Source organism: Pediococcus siamensis (assembly GCF_047220215.1).
In the GTDB taxonomy this organism is placed as follows: domain Bacteria; phylum Bacillota; class Bacilli; order Lactobacillales; family Lactobacillaceae; genus Pediococcus; species Pediococcus siamensis.
In genome coordinates, this window is the sequence record NZ_CP178375.1 from 446,934 (window position 1) to 466,421 (window position 19,488).

General features: G+C 41.2%; 15 protein-coding genes and 1 pseudogene. 9 read left to right on the forward strand and 7 right to left on the reverse strand.

Annotated features, from left to right (window positions below; genetic code table 11):
* The first annotated feature begins 39 nt into the window (after positions 1 to 39).
* Positions 40 to 1,080 (forward strand): zinc-dependent alcohol dehydrogenase family protein, encoded by a 1,041-nt coding sequence (locus tag ACLJJ6_RS02150; RefSeq protein ID WP_412989823.1) that lies wholly within the window; start codon positions 40 to 42, stop codon positions 1,078 to 1,080.
* 84 nt (positions 1,081 to 1,164) lie between these two features.
* On the opposite strand, the gene ACLJJ6_RS02155 is transcribed toward ACLJJ6_RS02150, so the two are convergent.
* Entirely contained in the window at positions 1,165 to 2,799 is a 1,635-nt protein-coding gene (locus tag ACLJJ6_RS02155) for an APC family permease (RefSeq protein WP_412989824.1), read from the reverse strand.
* An 18-nt stretch (positions 2,800 to 2,817) separates the two neighbouring features.
* The gene (locus ACLJJ6_RS02160) at positions 2,818 to 3,483 is read right to left on the reverse strand and encodes a histidine phosphatase family protein (protein ID WP_412989825.1); all 666 of its coding nucleotides are present in this window, start codon (positions 3,481 to 3,483) and stop codon (positions 2,818 to 2,820) included.
* Positions 3,484 to 3,774: 291 nt separating this feature from the next.
* Between ACLJJ6_RS02160 and helD the strand changes: the two genes are divergently transcribed.
* From helD to guaA, 4 genes are all read left to right on the forward strand, one after another.
* Complete coding sequence (gene helD / locus ACLJJ6_RS02165) at positions 3,775 to 6,069, forward strand: RNA polymerase recycling motor HelD (protein ID WP_412989826.1); 2,295 nt, start codon at positions 3,775 to 3,777, stop codon at positions 6,067 to 6,069.
* Positions 6,070 to 6,090: 21 nt separating this feature from the next.
* Positions 6,091 to 7,017: a type I pantothenate kinase gene (coaA, locus tag ACLJJ6_RS02170; protein ID WP_412989827.1), complete on the forward strand. Its 927-nt coding sequence runs from the start codon at positions 6,091 to 6,093 to the stop codon at positions 7,015 to 7,017.
* Positions 6,983 to 7,108 (forward strand): hypothetical protein, encoded by a 126-nt coding sequence (locus ACLJJ6_RS02175; protein WP_412989828.1) that lies wholly within the window; start codon positions 6,983 to 6,985, stop codon positions 7,106 to 7,108. Before coaA ends, ACLJJ6_RS02175 begins: the two co-directional genes overlap by 35 nt.
* 244 nt (positions 7,109 to 7,352) lie before the next feature.
* On the forward strand, positions 7,353 to 8,906 hold the full coding sequence (gene guaA, locus ACLJJ6_RS02180; RefSeq protein WP_412989829.1) for a glutamine-hydrolyzing GMP synthase: 1,554 nt from the start codon (positions 7,353 to 7,355) through the stop codon (positions 8,904 to 8,906).
* A gap of 979 nt (positions 8,907 to 9,885) precedes the next feature.
* On the opposite strand, the gene ACLJJ6_RS02185 is transcribed toward guaA, so the two are convergent.
* Positions 9,886 to 10,221 (reverse strand): helix-turn-helix domain-containing protein, encoded by a 336-nt coding sequence (locus ACLJJ6_RS02185; RefSeq protein ID WP_412989830.1) that lies wholly within the window; start codon positions 10,219 to 10,221, stop codon positions 9,886 to 9,888.
* A 275-nt stretch (positions 10,222 to 10,496) separates the two neighbouring features.
* On the reverse strand, positions 10,497 to 10,805 hold the full coding sequence (locus ACLJJ6_RS02190) for a helix-turn-helix domain-containing protein (protein WP_412989831.1): 309 nt from the start codon (positions 10,803 to 10,805) through the stop codon (positions 10,497 to 10,499).
* Between the two features lie 329 nt (positions 10,806 to 11,134).
* On the opposite strand from ACLJJ6_RS02190, the gene ACLJJ6_RS02195 reads away from it, so the two are divergent.
* The 4 genes from ACLJJ6_RS02195 to ACLJJ6_RS02210 all read left to right on the forward strand — a co-directional run bounded on the left by ACLJJ6_RS02195 (position 11,135) and on the right by ACLJJ6_RS02210 (position 17,772).
* Positions 11,135 to 12,769 (forward strand): transcriptional regulator, encoded by a 1,635-nt coding sequence (locus tag ACLJJ6_RS02195; protein ID WP_412989832.1) that lies wholly within the window; start codon positions 11,135 to 11,137, stop codon positions 12,767 to 12,769.
* A 421-nt stretch (positions 12,770 to 13,190) separates the two neighbouring features.
* The gene (locus ACLJJ6_RS02200) at positions 13,191 to 16,124 is read left to right on the forward strand and encodes an SEC10/PgrA surface exclusion domain-containing protein (protein ID WP_412989833.1); all 2,934 of its coding nucleotides are present in this window, start codon (positions 13,191 to 13,193) and stop codon (positions 16,122 to 16,124) included.
* 167 nt (positions 16,125 to 16,291) lie between these two features.
* Entirely contained in the window at positions 16,292 to 16,696 is a 405-nt protein-coding gene (locus ACLJJ6_RS02205) for a hypothetical protein (protein WP_412989834.1), read from the forward strand.
* A 26-nt stretch (positions 16,697 to 16,722) separates the two neighbouring features.
* The gene (locus tag ACLJJ6_RS02210; protein WP_412989835.1) at positions 16,723 to 17,772 is read left to right on the forward strand and encodes an Lreu_0056 family protein; all 1,050 of its coding nucleotides are present in this window, start codon (positions 16,723 to 16,725) and stop codon (positions 17,770 to 17,772) included.
* Positions 17,773 to 18,678: 906 nt separating this feature from the next.
* Here ACLJJ6_RS02210 and ACLJJ6_RS02215 read toward each other — a convergent pair.
* The 3 genes and pseudogenes from ACLJJ6_RS02215 to ACLJJ6_RS02225 form a co-directional block, all read right to left on the reverse strand.
* Positions 18,679 to 18,966: a replication initiation factor domain-containing protein gene (locus ACLJJ6_RS02215; protein WP_412989836.1), complete on the reverse strand. Its 288-nt coding sequence runs from the start codon at positions 18,964 to 18,966 to the stop codon at positions 18,679 to 18,681.
* A pseudogene (locus ACLJJ6_RS02220) lies at positions 18,938 to 19,219 on the reverse strand (hypothetical protein). Before ACLJJ6_RS02220 ends, ACLJJ6_RS02215 begins: the two are co-directional and overlap by 29 nt.
* Before the next feature lie 52 nt (positions 19,220 to 19,271).
* Positions 19,272 to 19,367 carry a helix-turn-helix transcriptional regulator gene (locus tag ACLJJ6_RS02225; RefSeq protein WP_412990411.1) on the reverse strand — a complete coding sequence of 32 codons (96 nt, stop codon included), beginning with the start codon at positions 19,365 to 19,367 and terminating at the stop codon, positions 19,272 to 19,274.
* Positions 19,368 to 19,488: the final 121 nt, after the last annotated feature.

The window sequence follows — 19,488 nt, forward strand, 5'->3', positions numbered from 1 at the left end:
TTATGCTTACCTTGTCAAATAAATGAGGGAGATGTTCTTTTGAAAGCAGCAGTATTTATTGAACCTGGAAAAATGGAAACACATGAAGTTGAAAAGCCAAAAATTGAAAAACCAACGGACGCACTGATTAAGATCGTGCGTGCCTGTGTTTGTGGTTCTGATTTATGGTGGTACCGGGGGATTTCTAACCGGGAACCGAATTCCTTAGTAGGTCACGAAGCAATCGGTGTGGTTGAAGAAGTAGGTGCCGACGTTTCTGATATTAAGACTGGAGACTTTGTGGTAGTGCCATTTACCCATGGTTGTGGACATTGTGCAGCCTGTCTAGCTGGTTTTGACGGGGATTGTTTAAACCGTGAAGCTGGTGGCAACGGGGGCTATCAAGGTGAATATTTACGTTACACAAACGCTAACTGGGGATTAGTCAAGGTTCCTGGTAAACCAGCCGATTATTCAGATGAACAGTTAAACTCACTTTTAACTTTGGCCGATGTGATGGCAACCGGTTATCATGCAGCTGCCAGTGCCGAAGTTAAAAAAGGTGACACAGTTGTTGTCATGGGTGATGGTGCCGTTGGGTTATGTGGCGTCATTTCGGCTAAGTTACGCGGCGCGAAACGCATTATTGCAATGAGTCGTCATGAAGATCGTCAAAAATTAGCGCGTGAATTTGGGGCAACGGACATCATCCCAGAACGTGGGGATGACGCAGTTAAGAAAGTTATGGAATTAACTGGTAGTGGTGCCGATGCGGTTTTGGAATGTGTTGGTACGGAACAATCCGTTGATACGGCTGTTAAGGTTGGTCGTCCTGGCGCAATAGTTGGTCGAGTTGGGGTTCCTCAAAAAGCAGAAATGAACACGAACAATCTTTTCTGGCGAAACATTGGCCTGCGTGGTGGTATTGCTTCAGTTACAACCGATGACAAGGCAGTTTTGTTAGATGCTGTTTTAAGCGGCAAGATCAATCCTGGGAAAGTCTTTACGAAACGTTTTGATCTGGATCACATCCAGGATGCTTATGAAGCTATGGACAAACGCACGGCTATTAAGTCTTTGTTGATCGTGAGCGAAAACTAAAAAATGAAATGCTAAATTTGGTGCATGAAGTAAAAAAGCATCCCGATTTTTCGGGATGCTTTTTGTTTGTTATGGGATCGAAATTTAGTGATTAGCTGTATGCTTGCGGGTTAAGATTTTGAATACAATTTGATAAACGATAATGAATAAAACCACGTTTAAAGCCCAACTGAGAATCATTGTTGCAATCCCGGCACCCGTCAAATGTTGGGCGAGGATAAAGCCGACAATCACAAAGACAATTAAAGCGAGCGGCGTTGATAACCAAGCTTGTTTGGTCAAATGTTCGCGGCCAATTTTTGCCATGTAAGGTAAAACGGCAGAGAGGGCAATAAAGATGATGGGAATCACAATGTTTAAAGTGAGTTCCTTCGTATATAAGACCGTTCCTGGTGTTGCATCGGTTGGCCGAATACCAAGAATGGAGAACGTTAAGGTGATCACCAAGCACCATAACCCAACTAACCAAGCGAAACGGTCATTTTTGATGAACTTGTATTCCGAAGGGTAATCCTTGCTTTTGGCACGAATTCGCATAAAGGCATAGAAAACAAAACTCGTTACAAATGGCGAAACGATTCCATTAATGTTTAATAGCCAGTTGAACATATCATTAATACTTGGCAGCCAGTTACTGAGGAACAAGACCAGAGAAACAATGGCCGTGGTTAGCCAGTAACCGTTAATCGGCAGGCCGTCTTCGTTCAGTTTGGTTAATCGTTTTGGCAAGTACTGCTTTGCTACATTGGAAATGAAAATACGAGTGCTGGCATCCAAAATGACGGCCAGCTGCGCGCACATGTAGATAAATTGCGCAACTGCAAAAATATACATCAAGGTGTTACCAATCCCGAACTGATTACCAAGGGCCTGAAAAGCATAGTAGGAACCATTCATCTTCAAATCATAAGGTAAATGGTGCGCGTTGAAGAAAACACCTAACGAGAAGGAACCAAAGACGGTTAGAAAGCCAGTCATAACTAATAACATCATCATGGCTTTTGGAAAATCACGATTACCGTGCTTCATTTCTTTGACGTACGGACCAGCCAACTCAGCTCCGTTAATGGCAAAAATTAACAGACCAAATGTGGAAAGAAAATGACCATTAATTTTAGGGATGAAAGCACCTAAGTTAAATGGTTGTGTTTCAATATGGCGTCCGTGAATTAATGCGGCAACGGTCATCACAACAAAGAGAATTGTCATGACAAACATTGCACCACCGCCGATTGTGCTCATGATTTCAAGGGACTTATTTTTAAATAAATGCTGGAACCAGATAAAGCCTAAAAACACAATGGCTGTGAAAATGGCAAATATGAAAGTTGACATGTATTTATTGAGATCGCCGTTACCTTTAACCAACCAACTGATGGAGACGACCACAGAGTTGGCAACGTCAACCACATAAGGCAGACCGGCAATCCAATAGAGAAAGGCCACCATATATCCGGCAAGATCGCCGTTGGTCGACCGAATCCATGAAGAAAGGCCGCCGCCTTCATTTTGGAAAGCTGAACCAAGTTGACCAACCATCATTTCGTATGGCCAGACAAACAGGATTAACATGATGATCCAAGTGGTCACAATCGCGAGTCCTTGGTTATGGAAGTTGTAAATCAGGTCATCGAAGCCGATAACGGTCACAAAATCCATCAAGGCCACAACTGGCCAACTGATAAAGTGCTTATTTGTATCTAAGGGTGAGGTTTGCATAATAAAAATTCTCCTAATTTATTTAATTATCTCATCGTTATCATTGAAATAATCAACAGAAATTTGAGAATCTTGAATGGTTAGTTTTGTGACGCTGCCGTTGCTGGGACTAGTCGTAATGTCGATGTCAGGAGCGTAACGGCCGACGATACTGCGGATGGTTGTTCCGTGGGAAACGACTAAAATTTTGTCATGATCATGACTGTGGGTTATCAAATATTGGAACCCTTTATCTAGTCGTTTCCAGAAATCAAAGTGATCTTCAGCATCATGGAACGGATCAGCTGCTTTCACAGCATTTTTAGATTCGCTGATATCGTGATGTAATAAGAAATCATGGAAGTTGCGTGCCTGACTAACGGGTTTTAAAACTTGAAACCACGTTTGTGCAGAATCTGCACCTTCAAAATAACCATAAAATTCTTCTCGAAATTCTGCTAATTGATGAACGGTAAGCCCAGGAGATTTATTACTATGCGCGATGGTCTTAGCGGTATTAAATGCGCGGGTAGTGTCGCTTGAATAGATAGCATTAAGTTTGATGTCCGCAAATTTTTGGCCCACTTTTTCTGCATCTTGCCAACCTTTTTCGGTAAGCGGAGAATCCGACCAACCTTGCATGCGATTATAACGGTTAAAGAAAGTTTGTCCGTGACGCACAAAATAAACGTCAAATGTTTTCATGAAAAAGTCCTCCTTTCTGATGAATGTCCGAAAGTTATTGTATCACAGAGAAACCGCGGTTTATAGCACTTTTAAGGAATGTCACAATGACAAGGCTTTCATGATCAATGAAAATGAAAGCTCCAAAACATAAAATCAGCTTATCTTATAGGAAGAACAATCTTTGAGTTGTGTGCAAAAAAGTGGTATCATATTAACTTAATTTATTGGAAATCTTCGCGGCGCCGAACCGGGTCTGAAGTTTCCGTTTTTGAGTCACTGATCATCACGTTATGTATTTGGAGGGGTTTCATGACAGATTCAATACAAAAGTATGAACAAACACACCTTGATGAGGTCATTACAAAGGTTCAGCAAGCCATTCAAAAGGCAACTCAAGATGTTAAAACAGCGGAGACCGACTCCAAGAATATTGATAAAAATTTCAGCAATGAAGTTCGCGTGAACACCAGCACGTATTCCGGCATGATGGATACTGCCATTTCCGTGCGCCAGCAGCAACAGCTTTTGGCAGAACGGCAGAATAGCTGGCGGCATGCGAGCCAGCAGTTAGACGTTTTAAAACGCCTTGAGAAACGTCCTTATTTTGCGCGGATTGATTTTCACGAAGAGGGCGAAAAAAAGGACGAGACGATTTATATCGGCCTGGGATCTTTTTCAGATACGCCTGAACATTTTTTGATCTATGATTGGCGGGCGCCGATATCCAGTGTCTACTATGATGGGAAATTAGGTAATGTGACCTATGAAACACCGGATGGCACCCAAGAAGTGAATGTGAAATTAAAGCGGCAGTTTACCATTGAGAATGGCAAAATTGTCACCATTTTTGATACCGATGAAACCATTGGCGATCAGATGCTCCTGCAAGCGTTGGGAAATTCTTCCGATACCAAAATGAAGAGCATCGTGTCAACTATTCAAAAAGAACAAAATCAGATTATTCGTGATACGCATTCCGACTTATTATTTGTGCAGGGGGCGGCAGGTTCGGGAAAAACGGCCGCTATCTTGCAACGGGTTGCTTATCTGCTTTATCGTTACCGCGGTAATTTGACGGCCAGTCAGGTTATCATGTTTTCGCCAAACCAAATTTTTAATGATTATGTGGATCAAGTTTTACCCGAATTAGGCGAGCACAATATGGTGCAGATGACGTACTATCAGTTTACCAAACGGCGAATTCCAAATATGGAAGTTGAAACGTTGCAGCAGAGATTTGAAGGTAAAACGGATCCAGTTTCCAAGAAAATTCGGCGTCTAGAGAATAGTCTGGTCTACTTTAAAGCAGTTGGTAAGTATGCCAAGCATCTTGAATCAGCCGACATGAAATTCCGCAACCTTATGTTTCGTGATAAACCGTTTGCTGACCAAGAAAAAATCAGTGAAATTTACTATAGCTTTAATGAAAACTATCATCTGGGCAATCGGCTGGATGCAACCAAAGAGATGCTGTTAAAATCGTTAAATCATCGCATTGGCGGCGAAGTGCGGTCTAAATGGGTTGAAAGAGCCGTGCAGGCCTTAAATCACGAGGATTTAGAAAAGTTGTACGGGGGGGAACCCCGCGAATTTGATGACAGTGACAAAGAATTCAAATTCTTGGCACGGAAACTGGTCATTAAGGCCTTACAACCAGTGCGCAATGCGATTGTGCATAATCGTTTCTTGAATATCAATGCGCAGTACGTATATTTCTTACGTAGTGTTCCGCATTTAGTTCATTTAACTAAATTTGGGTTAACTGAAGATGACTGGCGAACATATGTGGACGAGACGATTGAAGGCTTAAAGCAGCACCAGATTTCCTTAAACAATACCTCGGCCTATCTGTATTTGTATGATCTGCTGGTCGGCAAAAAGGGCGAGCGGGAAATGCGCTACGTGTTCATTGATGAAATTCAAGATTACACGGCCTTTCAATTAGCTTACTTGAAGTTCAATTATCCGCGTGCCAAGTTTACTTTGCTAGGTGATTTGAACCAGTCCATCTATAGTAATGAAAATACCACAACGTTGCTTGCCGAGTTATCCACAATGTTTGATAAAGATAAAACGCGTGTTATCCAGCTGGAAAAATCCTACCGCTCAACACAGCAAATTACCGATTTTACTAAAGAAATCTTGAAAAACGGCGAGGCAATTGAGGCCTTTCAACGAGAAGGCGACCTCCCTGAAATTAGTGTGAAAGCAACCCAGGATGCGGCCGTAAAACGGGTTCAGGCCCAGTTAGCTAAGAATCAGGCGGATGGTGAGACAACGGCAATCATCGGTAAATCGGTGGCCGATTGTGAACAACTCACAGAAGCACTACGTCAAGCAGGCGAGCACGTCACCTTGATCCGAACGGAGAATCAGCGTTTGGCTCAAGGTATCGTTGTGGTGCCGTCGTTCTTAGCAAAAGGGCTGGAGTTTGACGCGGTAATTGTGTGGAACGCTTCCGACGCTGCTTATCATGATGAAGATGAACGTCAATTGTTGTACACGATTTGTTCACGGGCAATGCACCGTTTGACCATTGTGGCGACAGCAAAACTTTCCCGTTTGTTTACACGGGTAGATACCAAACTATACGTTCGCGAGTAATGACTCGCCGAGGCACACAAAATGATAAAAGAAGATCAAAGTTATTATCGATTTTTAAAAGAGGATTGGAAAAAACTGGCTCCAGAAGCAAAACTGCCCTTGTCGGACCAGCAACTAAAAGCCATTAAGGCGCTCAATGATCAAATTTCTTTGCAGGATGTACAAGACATTTATGTCCCACTCGTGCACATGTTGATCAAAAAGTTTCACAGCTTTCAAGATTGGCAAGCAACCAAGACTGACTTTTTGCAGTTGCCGAAAAAACGGGTCCCGTTTGTGATCGGAATTTCTGGGAGTGTGGCAGTTGGGAAGAGTACTACCGCCCGTTTATTGCAGGTGCTCTTAACACATTTCTTTCCCCAATTACATTCCCAGCTGATCACCACGGATGGTTTCCTGTATCCGAATGCCGAATTGAAACGACGGAAGATTTTAGATCGCAAGGGATTTCCAGAAAGTTATGATATGGGCAGTTTGCTGGCGTTTATGCGTGCAGTGAAAAATGGCGATCCGCAGATTAAAGTACCGCTATACTCGCACCAAAGTTATGACATTGTACCCGATCAGTTTGATATTGTGGATAATCCAGATATTTTAATTGTGGAAGGCATTAACGTCTTGCAGCTGCCGTCTAACCAAACGATTTATGTGAGTGATTTCTTTGATTGGTCAATTTACGTGGATGCAGATCCGCAGCTCATTGAGAAGTGGTTTCTAGAGCGCTTTGGTATTCTGTTAGATACGGCATTTCACGATCCGAATGATTATTATTATGCCTATGCACAGTGGCCGCGTGAGAAGGCCTTTGCAGAAGCTAAAAAAATTTGGCGGGCTGTAGATTTGCCTAATTTAGACGAATTTATTTTGCCAACCAGATCGCGGGCAAACTTGGTGTTGCATAAGGTGGAACATCATGAAATGGATGCCGTTTATCTGCGAAAATACTAACCCAATTTTTAAAAATAACGGCTGGAAAAATTTTCCAGCTGCTTTTGGTAGCTACACCTTAATAGCCGAAATCGGTGAAAAGAAAGGCTAATTTCTTCGCTCAATGCTGGAAGACGAACGGTTTTAAGAACGAATCATTCAGCCTCTATTGTTATACGCGAATTTAAAACGCCTTTTTCGCCACTGCCTTTACTTTAATCGGCAGAATCAGTAAAATTAAAGCTAGATGTGTGACAAAGTATCAATTGCATAATTGTGGATGATGTTTAATAAATATAGGGAGTAAATGAGGTTGCAACAGAAGTGACCCACTCCAATTTAATGAGGTGAAAGGCTTGGCTAATTTAGATTTGTCGCAATTCGACAAAATCATCGTTTTAGACTTTGGAAGTCAGTACAACCAACTAATCACACGCCGAATTCGTGAATTTGGGGTTTATTCGGAATTGCTTTCGCATAAAATTTCAGCGGACGAAATTCGTAAAATTAATCCTAAGGGGATCGTGTTTTCTGGCGGACCGAATAGTGTGTATGATGCAGACGCTTTTCGAGTAGACCCAGAAATCTACAAGTTGGGTATTCCAATTTTAGGAATCTGTTATGGGATGCAATTAATGTCTTATAACCTGGGTGGTAAGGTTGAACCAGCCGACAACCGGGAGTATGGGCATGCGGATATCGATGTGACTGATGCGCAAACACCGTTGTTCAAGGGCTTACCAAGTCACCAAACGGTGTGGATGAGTCACGGTGATTTAGTGAAACAGGTGCCAGAAGGCTTTACATCAGTGGCTACCAGCAGGAATTGCCCGATTGCGTCAATTGAGGATCCTGACCGGAAGTTTTATGGCATTCAGTTCCATGCTGAAGTTCGAAACACCCAGTATGGTAATGAAATTTTGAAACATTTTGCGTTTGACGTCTGCGAAGCACAAGCAAACTGGTCTATGAATGATTTTATTGACCTGCAAATCGCCAAAATCCGTGAAGAAGTTGGCGATCGTAAAGTATTACTCGGACTTTCGGGCGGTGTTGACTCTAGTGTGGTTGGCGTTTTATTGCACAAAGCAATTGGCAACCAATTAACCAGTATTTTCGTGGACCACGGGCTGTTACGAAAGGGCGAGGCCAAGCAAGTGATGGACAGCCTGGAAGGCAAGTTCGGGTTGAATGTGGTTAAAGTTGATGCGCAAAAGCGTTTCTTGGATAAGTTAAAGGGCGTGACCGATCCTGAAAAGAAACGTAAGATTATCGGAAATGAATTCATCCAAGTGTTTAATGATGAAGCCCAAAAATTGGACGGCATTGATTTTCTGGCGCAGGGCACGCTTTATACCGATGTAATTGAAAGCGGAACTGATACTGCTCAGACAATTAAGTCGCATCATAATGTCGGCGGATTACCCGAAGATATGCACTTTACCTTAATTGAACCCTTGCGAACCTTGTTTAAAGACGAAGCACGTGATTTAGGTGAAAAATTAGGGATGCCGTCTGATCTAGTTTGGCGACAACCATTCCCAGGTCCCGGTTTAGGCATTCGGGTACTCGGCGAAATCACAGAAGACAAGCTGGATATTGTGCGCGATAGCGATTGGATTTTGCGTGATGAAATTAAGAAAGCCGGCCTCGACCGCGATATTTGGCAGTACTTCACCGTTTTACCCGGCATTAAGAGTGTTGGCGTGATGGGCGATGGCCGGACATACGATTACACGGTTGGCATTCGCGCGGTTGATTCCATTGATGGCATGACGGCTGATTTTGCCCGCATTCCATGGGATGTTCTGCAGAAGATTTCAGTTCGGATTGTAAACGAGGTCGAGCACGTTAACCGTATTGTGTATGACATCACGAGCAAGCCACCAGCAACGGTTGAGTGGGAATAATTGATACATGTTACTTGAGGTGAAAAGGGCGGTATAAAGGCATTTTGGATTTTCTGAAATGCTTTAAAACCACTCAAATCACCTTAAAAATAGAAGGTGCTCCGCCGCAACTCCGCCGAAAACAGGGCGGACAACTGCTAGTAAAACTCAAATAAATCACCATCCGGCAACATTCTCGGATGTGTAATAATCCCTTTTTGGTTGTCAGATACAACACAATAATTCATCTGATAGCCATGGAGGGATTTTTATATGCCAAGATCTAAGTACACAGCCATAGAAAAGTTGACCCTTTTAAGGGGATTCAATTACTCAAAAATGACACGAAGTACTTCTGCCCAACAATATGGAGTTAGTAAGAACCCATTTTCGTAAATGGATCATGCATTATGAACGAGATAGAATTGATGGGCTTGAGGGGACAAAAAAAGAATGATCATTGTTCCAAGGAACATAAATTAATGTTGGCACATGCATATCTGTATGGAGAAGGTACCTTTGAAAAATAAACAAATAGATTTGTGCTCCGAAATAGGTCACAAGCGCAAAAACGAATCAATATTATAATAGGAATAAAGAATAGTATTGTTAGAAGGCAAAATACCTATACACCTAGCTTTGATTGCGATAAGGTGATCAAAATAGCAAGAGATAGTGTTGCTTCCTTGCCAGAAATCCTGCCAAGAATTGCTTGGCAGGGTTTTTGTTTTTTTTACGGCGTTATACCAATGTTTTGGGTGCTTTTGAATAAAGAGATTTTGTGATTTTGAAACAGACTTAATAGGTACTGGGGCACGTATTTTGTGCTGCTATTCAAAAATTGTAATTTTATGATATCCGTAAACCGAATTAATGCTTATTCTACAACGATACGAAAGCCGAGACGATTTTTGAAATTAAAATCATCTCGGCTTTTGTCTTCTTACGGATTTGGGGCGCGTTCGGCGATAAGTTCTTCTGTATTAAAATAGAAATGTATTCAGACCGGATCCTCTTCATTTTTAGATAATATATTGATTAACTCAAGGATGTGTTTTGAAGTTATTTTTCGTTGATCGTTAGGTAGTGAGGTTAGTTTGCTAATCAATTCCACGGTATAAGGATCCAAATCAGTGTCGGTAAATAAATCAGATAATTTCAAACCTAAGGCTTTTGCAACATTGTTTAGTTTTGAAACGTGTGAATCTTTTACGGTCCCTAATTCTAGTCGGGAAATATAACTATCTGATACTCCTGCAGCTTCGGCCAAAGTTGCAATGGTTAAATGCTGTGCAACACGATGCTGATGAATAATTTTACCAATTGACTCAATCATTTGATAGCCCCCTTTTTTCTATATCCCAATGAAAACGATAAAGAAAATTTAGAGCTATCAACATAGCACGAATGACCTATTTTTTGAAATAAAATACCTTTTTTGTGACTTGAACGTGTATAATAAATGTTAATAAGGAATAATACTATTTAAAAGTCTCACAAAAACTCTTATACATGAAACATTTTGAAGAATTATTAAACGGTCACAGGCGTTTTGATCCACCTAAAAGGTATTTTGTGTAAAAAAAATAGAATCTCATCACAGACGAGATTTTATTTCAATAATTCTAGTATAGCTTTGGCAACTTGAACACGTTTTTCTGTGTCCATTTTTCTGAGTCTAGCGACGACTTCTGGTGTGTAAACATCATTAAATTCGTTGCTGATTAAAATATCGGTTAGATCTAAATCTAATGCCGTTAAGATGGCCTCAAGTTTTTTGGTACTTGTATCATCCAATTGACCGCGTTCAAGTCGAGCTAAGTAGCTAGCTGATACATCAGCTTTTTCGGCTAATTCTTCAATTGTTAATCCTATCTCTTGACGTTTCATTCTAATGAAATTTCCCGCAAGCTTAATCATAGTATGCTCCTATTTAATCTATTTAGTTACACGATAGATTAAAAGAAACCCACAATACAGATTTTAAAATACCAAAAATAGAGTTAAAATGGGTATTATAAAGTATAAAACTTGTATTAAAAAATCTTAAGTATTTTTTCTTAGGGGGTAAGGTTGTGACCAAATATAAAATTACATAGAAATATATTTGCCACGAGATAAGCTTATCGTAATTCCATAGCTCGCATTTCTAAATGGATATTTGGATGCGATTATAATTTTGTAAGTGGAGTGGATAATTTTTGTGTTATTGTAAAGTTTGAGTATTAGACAAACGAGGTTATGAAATTATGAGTGCAAAAAAAGAAGATCATACTCTCAAAATATTGGGTGAATATTTTCATAATAAACGGGTTGGCCGCGGAGTGACATTAAAGGAAGCTAGTGGTAGTTGGTCATCTGCTACACTATCGAGATTTGAACACGGCGAAGTTGATATTAGTGTTCAAAAGGCAATCGACTTAATGAATAGACTTGGAATTGAGGATACTGATTTACTGGATCTGTATGAATCAGATTGGACAAATTTTCCATTGGCGGCACAGATAGAAGTTCAAAACAATGATATTAAAACCCTAAGAAAGAAAAAGAAGGTCTTTCTTGAAACTCACAAACACAATGAGCCAATATGTAAATTGGCAAGTATTCTTTTTGATGCTGGTCAATATTGGCCAGATAGTGAATATAAACTTAGTCCTAGCGATGAGCAGATCTTGGCAGATTGTTTTAATATTCCTGAGATACACGATCTACTTGAGTCAGAGTTTGATAAGGCATTTGTTGGCGCTGCTAGCCATGAACTGTTAGATCTTCTCTGGCAGAGAGCACAAAGCTTGCATGGTGAATGGAGAGAAGTTTATTCGGGTGAAGTTATGATGGTCTGGCTAGGTGCATTAATGACTCGCGATATGGCGTTAATAGATGATATTCAAGTTAATTTAGAAAGGGAATTTTCACAAATTCGAAACTATTCATTTGCGCTACAGTACATGTCGAATTGGAATTTCGGTCGTGCCGTTGCAACATGGATTCGGGATCCTAGTGAAAGAAATGAAAAAGCTGTAACAGATATTATTGAAGATCTTACGGCTATGAGTGATTTTGAAGATGCTCGTTGGTTTAGTAAAATGTTTGAGCATGTAAAGACAGGACATATGCATCATAATTACGATTTGATTGATCACCCACATAAATTTCGAGTTGAACACAGTGCTAGTGAAGTTATCAGATTTAGGCGCGAACGTCTCGGTGTAAAAGTAACGGATGTGGATGTTGGTATCAGTGCCATGACTTTGCGTCGGTTTGAAGCTGGGAAAACTCAGTTAGCTTTTGCCAGCCTAGTGAAGCTTTGTGGGGAACTTGCGATTATGCCAAGTCAAGTATTAGCTATGATTGATCGGTCTAGTCAAAACGTGTTGGGAAAAGGCAATTTGAAAGCCGCCTTTTTAAAAATCGCTATTGATCCAGCCCAAGGTGTCACAAGACCGGATCCTCATTTGATAATACAACAACTAATAGAGCAATCAAAAGATAAGCCAAGTTTAATTTTAGCGTCACAATTATTTGTTCTTAATGATGTGGCCAATCTTAAGCAAGACGAGACTTTAAAATTAGCTGGGGGCACTGATAAAATTTTAAGCAGATTATTACAAATGAATCAATGGGGCGCGTTAGAAATGCATATTGCGCAAGCGTTGATTGATTGGTTAACTCCTGATCAGATAGTCTTATTGTTTAAAAAAGGATGTCGAGTGATTGATGAGTATCCATTAACAGTTGGTACAAACTATTTTTATTTTGGTATAAAAAAGCAATTGAGCAGTCAATTGATAAATATCCCACAGAAGTTACAAAAGAATTTTTACGACATTTTAGTACTTTGGTACATATTAGCGATGCACTACCTGGTAGATGGAATGCTGTAGCAGCATGGAGTGCCGTCACTTATCTCATTGAGCCAAACAAGGTAAATTACGAACAATTAGCAACATTTGTTAGGAGGGCCATGTGCGTTGGTCATCCTGATACAGTTGAAAGTTTGAAGGAAAGTTGGGGAGAAATGCTACCAAAGCAACTTTTCAGTAACGTAGAGTCAAATTGATTTAATAGCTTGTCTTTGAAATTAATATCGAAGGCAAGCTTTTTTGATGCATCTGTTTAAATTCCTCAATCAATCCGTATTTATATTTTCCATTAGTTAAAATATTGTTTTAGTAACAGATATGCAAATATGGATAATTTTCGTAACAGATATGCAAATTTGCTTAACGAAAGGGTTATCAAACAATATAATTCCTAAGTGTAAGTAGCTTTTTACATATTTGAACATAACAGGAGGAGATTCCCATGTCAGAAAATTCACACAAATCACGTCACGTAACGCTTGCCGCGGCAACCGCGGCAGCAGCGGTTGTGGTCGTTGGCGGTGCCAATGTCCACGCTGATACTGTTAACGCCGATTCGACATCGACGACCTCAGCGGCCAGCACATCAACTCAGAAGACAGCCGTCGAAACGGCTCAACAAAACGTTACTTCCGCTAGCGCTAATCATGCTAGTGCCGCAGCGGCTCAAAGTTCCGCCCAGTCCGACTACAATTCAGCAGCCGCCAACCAAAGCAGTGCCAGTTCCGCAGTTTCCAGCGCTAACACCAGTGCGGCAACCGCTAGTTCTGCCGTCACAAGTGCGCAAAATGCCGTATCCAGCGCCCAAACTAACGTTGATGCGGCGCAAGCCGCTAATGATAAAGCCACCAGTGCTGCCATTTCTTCGGCAGCTGATGTGGTAGTCACTGCGCAAACCGATGTCGAACAAGCCGCTGATGATGTTAACACGGCGCAAGCCACGGTAGCTGATGACAAAACTGATGTTACTGATGCCCAAAGCGCGGTCTCCAGTGCGCAAACCAATGTTGATCAAGCTAGCGCAGCGGCCAGCACCGCGGATGCCAACGTTGCCAAAGCCAGTTCCGCGATGAACTCCAGTGCCGCTTCCAGTGCGGTCACCAGTGCGCAAACAGCCGTCGCTAATGCGCAAGATGATGTCAAACAAGCTAGTGCCGCGCAAGCCAGTGCGCAAGCCGCTAAAGACACTGCTGACACCAACGTGACAACTGCTCAGACCGCTGTCAATACCGCCAGTGCGACGCAATCTAGTGCCGCCACTGACCTAACAGCTGCCAAAACGGCTACCAGCACCGCTCAAAGCGCCGTCACTACTGCTCAAGCCAACGTGACTGCTGCCCAAACCGCCTTAAGTAACGCCAATACCGATTCAACAACCACTACCGATAGCATCACGTTGTCCAGTGACTATATCAAAGCCTATAAAGCTTATGCGGCTGCATATAACACATGGTATCAAGCAGCAATTAATGATGCTGGTGATGCTAGTGAGTTACAAAACAAAATGGATACTGCAAGAATCAATTTAGAAAGTATTGCAATTAAATCATTCAGTATTTTAAACAGCGGACCGCGACAAACTTTCACCGCTTCTGAAAGTGACAAAAACACTGTCGTTGGCAGTTACGCCAACTTAACCGAAGCTGAGAAAGAAGAACTGAACAGCTATGCGGTTGAACTTATTAACAGCGCTCGCTCTCAATTAGGTGATAATGAAGCCTTGACTTCAAAAGGTGCACTTAAATATAGTGAAACCGTTGTCAAAGGTTACGATGATGATGACTGGAGTTTCGCCGAAAAAATGAACGCCGGCTTATACGCACATGATACTGCAGCTTTAGACGCTGCTGACGCATCAAATGGCACTGACGAAGATGGTGCCGAATTAACCTTTGTCGAAGCTGGTGCTGCTATGGGATTCACATGGTCAAAATCAACCACTATGGCAGATTTAAAGCAAGCAATCTTTAACGCTGTTGGTGGCTGGCTCTTTGACGATTCCGCTTCAAGTCTTGGTCATTTAGATAACGTTCTCGGTACGGGTGACTCGGAAGCTAATTATGTTGGGGTTGCTATCGACAGTCTTGGTCAAGTGCATCTGAACACGGTTAACGTTTCGGACACCGCTGACTTCCCGTCATTTGATACCACCGCTTTACCAGCAACTAGCTCCAGTTCTACGGATACCGACACGTTACAAGCCGCGGTCACCAGCGCCAAAACTGCTTTGAGTAAGGCACAAGCCAATTTGACCACGGCTAAAGCAACACAAACGGCAAAACAAACAGCTTATGATGATGCCACAACGGCCCTCACCACGGCTAAAGCAGCGTTAACCAAAGCACAAACCGCGCAGACCACCGCGGCGACTAACGTCACGAAAGCTAACACGGCGCTTGCCACCGCCCAATCGGCTTTGGCTACCGCTAACGATGACCTCGCCCAAGCCCAAGCCGTTTATGACGCGAGTCTTGCTGATCCGGAAGCTAAGCAAGCAGCTCTTGATAAGGCAAAAGCTGCCCAAACCACGGCGCAAACTAACTTAGCCAATGCCCAAGCGGCCTTAACGACCGCAAAATCGGCCTTGGTCACGGCGCAGAATCAATTAACGGCTGATCAAGCCGTCCTTGATGATGCCAATGCGACCTTAACTGCAAAACAGCAAGCCGTCACGGATGCCGAAGCGGCATTAAAGACGCTGGAAGACGCGCCGGCTACGCTTGCCCAAGCTAAAACTGACTTAGCCACGGCGCAAAGCAATCTCACCACGGCAACTGACGCCTATGATCAGGCCAAGACCGCGGTCGTCAGTGCGCAAGCAGCCTTAGACGACGCCACTACCAACACGGCTCAGTACCAAGCCATCTTGGCACAAGCCAATGCCAACTTAGCCAACGCGACCGCAACCTTGAAAGCGGCCCAAGCTAACTTAAAAGCGGCTCAAAAAGCCGAAACAGTTGCAGAAAACGTGGTTGCTGAGCAGCATCGCTTAACGTCACAAACAACCGCTAAAACCGCCGGCTATCATGTGGCTGGCAATCAAGTCGTTGATCGTCACGGCAATGCCGTCGCTAACTGGACGGTCGCTAACGGCCAAATGGTTGACGAATATGGCAACGTGATTAAAGTTGCTTCAACCACAACGAACAGCACCGTCACAAAATCAACAGCAAGCCAACAAGCAACGAACCAAAATGTCGCTAACGACACGGTTGCTGCCACAATTGGCACAAAACGTGGCAAACATTTCGCCAAAAACGTTACCAAATTGCCACAGACCAACGAAACACAAGCCAGTGCAGGTTCAATGCTCGGTCTTGCTGCAGCGAGTCTCCTCGGCATGTTTGGTATGGCGCGGAAACGTCGTCGAAATTAAAGTAGCAATAAAGTAAATAAAAAACGCCCCTGGAGTGAGGCGTTTTTTGTACATATGATAAGAGCTGGGAGTTAATTCAAGTTGCTAACGAAGGAGAGTCCAATATGGCCATGGATACATCAGGTTCTAAATGGATTATAAAAAAGTATTAAAAGAGGGCAAGATAAGTGAAAAAAATTTTCTTTAAAAAGATTTCTTGGGAGAAAATTCCATGGAAAAAGATACTTAAGGTTGTGAGTATAATCGCGCTGATAATAATTGCAATTTTGATTATTTATCATCTTATCCTAGGGATAATATATTTGGTAGAAGTGGCAGTTAGCTATGCCATCTCAGGATTAGAATGGTTAGCAGGGATTGTTGTGTTCTATTATCTTGCTAAACATATTGTCTTTGGTAGCGGTGGATCATCGCATTCTATGAAGCGAAAGAAACCGTATTTTATGTCTGATGCTCGTGATGGGGTTCCAGATGCCCGTCACCAAGTTCATGACGCGCGAGATGGGGTTCCAGATGCACGAGACAATGTGGCCCATTCGGTCAAAAATGAACGAGATAGAAGACGATGGTGATTAATTTATAGGAGGAGATGTAAGTAATGCAAGGAAAAAAGTTTAAATTCGCGACGATATTAGTGATTGGATTATTGATTTTAACGGGTTGTGGCTCAACAACAAAGTCGAGTAAAGCAGCTAATCATAAAGCCACAACTAGTTCGGTTAAAAAGAATAGTAACAAAAAAAGTATCAGTAAGGATGGATCAAATAGTTCTAGTACTTCATCAAGTAAAAGCAGTGTTGTAAGCACGAAGAAAACTAGCACGCTTTGGAATAGTGCCAAGGATAAACAGTTGGAAACCTTCATTAATAAATGGGCTCCCACAATGAAACAGTCGTATGTAAAATATGACGGTAAAAACTCGATCAAAACGTCAACGGGCACTCTTTACCCAGATGATTTGGATAAAGTGCTAGTTAATGGAGCAAAAACGTCAATTGGTTGGAGTAAAAACGGTGACGGTAGCTATAGTTATAACGTGGTGGCAATCTACAATTATAATGGTACGGAACCGCCATTACCAAATCATATTACTTATTTCTTCACCTTTCATGATGGAGAGCCAGTAGCATTAGTAGATCAAAGTAATAATGGCACACCGAGTTTAACAACAACAACTAATACAAAAGTGCAGTCTAATTTTTCTCAAATTGCCGGTGGTACGTCGACAATTAGCACAGCAAAATCAACTTCAAGTAACAGTTCTGCCAACACTACAAAAATAGATGATAAGACCATTGGCGTACTTGTATCGCTCCTGGCTAATTCAGACTGGTTTAAGGAATACGTAGATAACACAATGTGGTATGGTACAAACTATGGTAGTGGAGACGATCAAGTTAAAGGATATAGTTATATGACAGCTCACGGAGATCCAACCAGTTATATTTATTATAAGGTAAGTGGTAACACGGTAACTTATAAGGTGTGGATGCCCCGAGATTCAGTTGCAAATGGCTACTTTAAAACTAAGACAACTACTTTAGCTCGACTTGAAAATGATTATTATAGTACAAGCTCACAAAAATCTGAAGTCCAAAATTATGTGAATAAAGTCAAACCGGAAAGTAGTTATAGTACGGGAAATTAGCAAAAGTAGTGTATTTTTTTCATTAATTCCTAAGGCATAAGCTTGGATAATTAGGATTTTGTGATTTTAGGTTTAAGGGCTTGGTAAAACCTGACAAAGTTAGGAACGTATCGTAAAAGTATAAACAAAGTTGTGAAGATTCCTAGTTGATTATTATTGATGAATCTTTTAAAGTTCTAATCATTTTGTGATTAGGACTTTTTTGTTTTGACCCTAAGCGCATATAAAACCCGAAACTTGAAACGGAAAAAACTGTGATGTCTGTAGCTAACACGTTTAATGATTTCAATTTTATTATTTGAGTCTTTTAATGGTTCATTTGTACAAGACGTCATAATTGTATTAAAAAAAATTATGATGTTATGTATTTCTTTGGCACAGACCTCTAGATACCAAAGAGCAGCATTATAGTTGTTCCGATTTTTTGATGAAGGGCAAAGTGAGCGTTATTTAGGGTTTGATATGTCTGCCCCACTTACATTGAAAGCTTCAGTACTTAAGTTGTAACAGCACATTATTTCCTAAAGTTCTCGCGAGTCGGACGTTGGTATTGTGCCAACCATAATTAATAATTTGGCCTTCATTGAGAATACTAAAGTGCGGACAGGTCTTTGGACGGTAATCTGTTCGGCCTTGGTAACGGATGGTGTCATTAATTTCTCTGACACCATTTTATGTGTTTATTTTTCATGCTTAACAGTAATTTAGTAGTATGTTATCCATAAGGAAATTTTCTTTTTTCTCGGATCATGATTGGTTTGGTGGTTAGGCAGGAAATATCCTTTTTTATTTACTCCTAAGTAATATATAAAAAATCTGTCGTCAATAATAGTTAAAATTCTATTACCAACAACAGATATTGTAGAACCGAATTCAAAGCGATTTTTAGTTGGCTCGTATTCCATATCAGCACCATTCTTTTTGTTTTGTTCCACATTTTTTATAAAAATAGAAGTAAATTTCACTAGAACACGAGCCAATGTGGAGGATACTACCCTTAATCATTTTGCTGTCTTCTGTATTCATTTTTCCAGAATCTGTGCTTTCAAATTGACGCATGATTGAAATACATTCGGTGTGCTCACATTTGCGAACTAATTCTGGTATATCAAGCATACCATCAGTATCGTTAACGGCCAGATCAATTCGTTTGAAGACCGCTTTTTCATGAACGGCAATCGCGGAAGAAATCAAACCAAGTTAAATTATTGGCTAAAAGTACACTTTCAAATTCACGACCGACTTGGCCCTTTAATTCTAAGAGTGTGCCAAGTTCGTTGTTTAGTGTGGAGAGGAGCAATTGAATGTGCAAGAAATAAAGTTGTAATGTGTAACCATAGAAGCATCAATCTTCATCTAGCATATATTCCTTTTTAAGATGTAAAACCTGATTAACAAGATGATCAACATCATCAGTTGGAAAACGAATCCGGATATTATCAAAGATGAGATTTAATTCAGGCTCATCTTGTCAATTATCAAAAATCCGATCAACTTTTTTATAGCGAAGGACTAGGGGAAGTTTTACCATTTTCAATATTGCTGATATGTTTACGAGTAATACCGATTCGTAACGCCAGCTGATATTGGGTAATTTATAATTGACGACGTTTAGGCCTGAGTTGATTTGATCATTCAGATATAGATAACCTCCTTGACCATATAAAAAATGTAACCTTACTGTTCCAGGTTACATTCATGAATAGATGGATATTT

Bases quoted from the DNA above. Each gene is read 5' to 3' on its own strand.
- ACLJJ6_RS02155 (WP_412989824.1), bottom strand. From the start codon at position 2,799: ATGCAAACCTCACCCTTAGATACAAATAAGCACTTTATCAGTTGGCCA.
- ACLJJ6_RS02160 (WP_412989825.1), bottom strand. From the start codon at position 3,483: ATGAAAACATTTGACGTTTATTTTGTGCGTCACGGACAAACTTTCTTT.
- helD (WP_412989826.1), top strand. From the start codon at position 3,775: ATGACAGATTCAATACAAAAGTATGAACAAACACACCTTGATGAGGTC.
- coaA (WP_412989827.1), top strand. From the start codon at position 6,091: ATGATAAAAGAAGATCAAAGTTATTATCGATTTTTAAAAGAGGATTGG.
- ACLJJ6_RS02175 (WP_412989828.1), top strand. From the start codon at position 6,983: ATGAAATGGATGCCGTTTATCTGCGAAAATACTAACCCAATTTTTAAA.
- ACLJJ6_RS02185 (WP_412989830.1), bottom strand. From the start codon at position 10,221: ATGATTGAGTCAATTGGTAAAATTATTCATCAGCATCGTGTTGCACAG.
- ACLJJ6_RS02190 (WP_412989831.1), bottom strand. From the start codon at position 10,805: ATGATTAAGCTTGCGGGAAATTTCATTAGAATGAAACGTCAAGAGATA.
- ACLJJ6_RS02195 (WP_412989832.1), top strand. From the start codon at position 11,135: ATGAGTGCAAAAAAAGAAGATCATACTCTCAAAATATTGGGTGAATAT.
- ACLJJ6_RS02200 (WP_412989833.1), top strand. From the start codon at position 13,191: ATGTCAGAAAATTCACACAAATCACGTCACGTAACGCTTGCCGCGGCA.
- ACLJJ6_RS02210 (WP_412989835.1), top strand. From the start codon at position 16,723: ATGCAAGGAAAAAAGTTTAAATTCGCGACGATATTAGTGATTGGATTA.